Raw genomic sequence first — 2,869 nt, forward strand, 5'->3', positions numbered from 1 at the left:
AAATCCGCTCAAATCGGGGTTTTGGACGCCCACAAGAGGCAGGATATATCTATCAATTAGCGGTTTTACAAAGCTGTTTAAAGCAATGCCTGTTCCGGAGTTTATCAAAATACAAATTGCCACAATGAATAGCTGAAGCTTGTAATTTTTAAGATACCCAAACAGCCTAATTAAAGTCTTTTTTATGTTTTTGGGCTTTACGCCTCTAAATATATGCCTGCTTGTCGGTTTTGCCGCGCTGATTAGTTTGCTTTTATTCATTCCGCTCCCCCATGTTTTTTTGAGAATAATAAACATCTTTATATATTTCGTTGGTCTTTATTAGCTCGTCATGCGTTCCCATGCCTTTTATTTGGCCTTCGTCCAAGATAATAATATTGTCGGCGTCTTCTATTGAGGCTACCCTTTGGGCGATTATTATTTTGGTAACATCGTTAAGCTCGGTCCTTAGCGCTTTTCTTATAAGCGCGTCCGTGTTGGTATCCACGGCGCTTGTGGAATCGTCAAATATAAGCACTTTTGGTTTTTTTAATATAGCCCTAGCTATGCACAACCTCTGCCTTTGCCCGCCCGACAGATTGACGCCTCCTTGGTCCAAGTATGTCTGATACCCTTCGGGAAAGCCCATAATAAACTCATGCGCTTGGGCTATCTTGCACGCGCGGATAATCTCGTCCATACTGGCGTCTTGGTTTCCCCAGCGCAAGTTTTCTTCAATCGTGCCCGAAAACAGCACATTCTTTTGAAGCACGATGCCCACGCTGTCCCTTAATGTTTTCAAATCGTAATCCCTTACATCAATGCCGCCCACCAGCACGCGGCCTTTTGTGGCATCGTAAAGCCTAGGTATCAATTGGACGAGCGAAGATTTGGACGAGCCCGTTCCGCCGATTAGGCCTATCGTCTGACCGTGTTTTATTTTTAGGTTGATATCGCGAAGCACAAATTTGCCGTTCTTTTTATAGCTAAAACTGACATCCTTAAACTCTATTGAGCCGTCCGCAACCTCTGTTATGGGATTTTCGGGTTGGGCAATGTCGGGCGTTTCTTCTATGACTTCCAAAATTCTATTGGCGGCGGCCCTTGTCATAATGATATTGACAAACAACATTGAAATTATCATTAGACTCATCAAGATTTGCATTATATAACTCAAAAAACTTGCCAATTGCCCCGCCGTCATGCGCCCTTGTATTATTTGAATGCCGCCAAACCAAGAAATAGCCAAGATACAGGAGAATACGGTAAACTGCATTATCGGCATATTTAAAATGACGATTTTTTCGGCTTTTTTGGCGTAGTTCATTATGTCCGAAGACGCATCTTGAAACTTTTTAATTTCATAATCTTCCCTTACAAAAGATTTTACCGTTCTTATAGCGATTAGGTTTTCTTGCACGACAGAGTTAAGCTTGTCGTATTTTTTGAACAAAGCGATAAACTTAGGAAAGGCTATAAAAATTAAAGAAAACAACGCTATGCCCAAAAACGGTATGGCGCACAAAAATACCAAAGTCAGCCTTGAATTAATATTAAAAGCCATCGTTGTCGCCGCTATCAACATTATGGGCGCCCTTATTAAGGCCCTCAAAGACATTTGAACGGTGTCTTGCGTTATATTGACATCGGTAGTCAGCCTTGTAATCAATGACGCCGTGGAAAATTTGTCTATATTGGAAAAAGCGTAATTTTGAATATGATAATACATATTTTGCCTAATGTTTTTGGCAAAGCCTGTCGCCGCCCAAGCGCCAAACTTGCCCGCGATAGCGCCGCAAACCAGCGACAAAAACGCCATGCCTACCATCGTAAGCCCTGTCAACAAGATATAATTAATATATTTATTGACCACGCCTATGTCTATTATCTTGGACATAAGAAAGGGAATGGAAACTTCCAGCAAGGCTTCGCCTACAACAAACAACGGCGTAATAAGCGCTATTTTGGCGTATTGTCTAAAAAATTTTGCGAGTTTTAACATATAGGCATCCTTTTAAATTTATATAGGCATAATTATATAATATTATTTAGCGCTTTTTTCCAAATTGTCGCACAATCTATTGAGAAGATTAACCAAAGCGTTATATTCGTCTTTGGTAAGCGCGGATAATAACATCCTGTCGTTATGCTGGGCATCCAGATCTATGCGCTTGATTATATCCCTGGCTTGTTCGGTCATTATCACGACCTTTTTTCTTTGATCGGACTCATCGGTTTTTCTTATTATCAAGCCTTTTTTTTCAAGCGTTTGCAAGATGCTGGTAACCGTGGAGCGCCTTACATGAAAATCGTTTTGTATCTTGGCCTGAAGGATATGTTCTTTTTTACCGTTTTGGTTTAGATAAAAAAACCGAAGCAGTAAAAATTGCTTGGCGGTCAAGCCGTGTTTTATACAGGTATCGTTCAAATGGCGGAACATCAGACCATTGATTTTTTTCAAAAGATGAAAAAGCGCGTTCATATTATATATAAGGTTTTTTATAAAGATTTTGTTAGAATTCTAACAAAGTATCTTAAATGTTGTCAAGCGGTTTTTTAGGAAAAGACATAGACTAATCAAAAAAAATTATGGATAAAAATTTTTATTATGGATTTATATTGTTCTATAACCCTTGCTATTTAAAATGTTTTTGTTTCCAAAATATTTCAAAATATTTTTGGCAAACTCTTGACATATATATATAAATTATGATATTATTATCAAGCTGTCGCGAGGCAGCATTTGTTTGTTAAGCCAAGATTTTTCGCACCTTGACAACTGCATAGAAGAGTGAAATAAAAAACGCGAAGTAATACGCGTTGAACAATTTTTCGCAAGGCAAAAAAATTGGGATAAGATTAAGCTACGAAGAGCATATGGTGGATGCCT

Annotated in this window: 3 protein-coding genes; all 3 read right to left on the reverse strand. The window is 38.9% G+C overall.

Annotated elements, in window-relative coordinates:
* Positions 1-261, reverse strand: a 261-nt coding sequence (locus GX756_06760) for an ABC transporter ATP-binding protein (protein NLC17559.1), incomplete at its 3' end; no start/stop codon positions are given.
* On the reverse strand, positions 254-1,981 hold the full coding sequence (locus GX756_06765) for an ABC transporter ATP-binding protein (protein NLC17560.1): 1,728 nt from the start codon (positions 1,979-1,981) through the stop codon (positions 254-256). The genes GX756_06760 and GX756_06765, both read right to left, overlap by 8 nt.
* 42 nt (positions 1,982-2,023) lie before the next feature.
* A complete protein-coding gene (locus tag GX756_06770) occupies positions 2,024-2,440 on the reverse strand; it encodes a MarR family transcriptional regulator (protein NLC17561.1) in 417 nt (138 codons plus the stop codon).
* Positions 2,441-2,869: the final 429 nt, after the last annotated feature.

This window comes from Clostridiales bacterium (genome assembly GCA_012512255.1).
Lineage (GTDB): Bacteria > Bacillota > Clostridia > Christensenellales > DUVY01 > DUVY01.

Excerpts from the sequence above, each read along its gene's own strand:
- GX756_06765 (NLC17560.1), bottom strand. The coding sequence starts at position 1,981 with ATGTTAAAACTCGCAAAATTTTTTAGACAATACGCCAAAATAGCGCTT.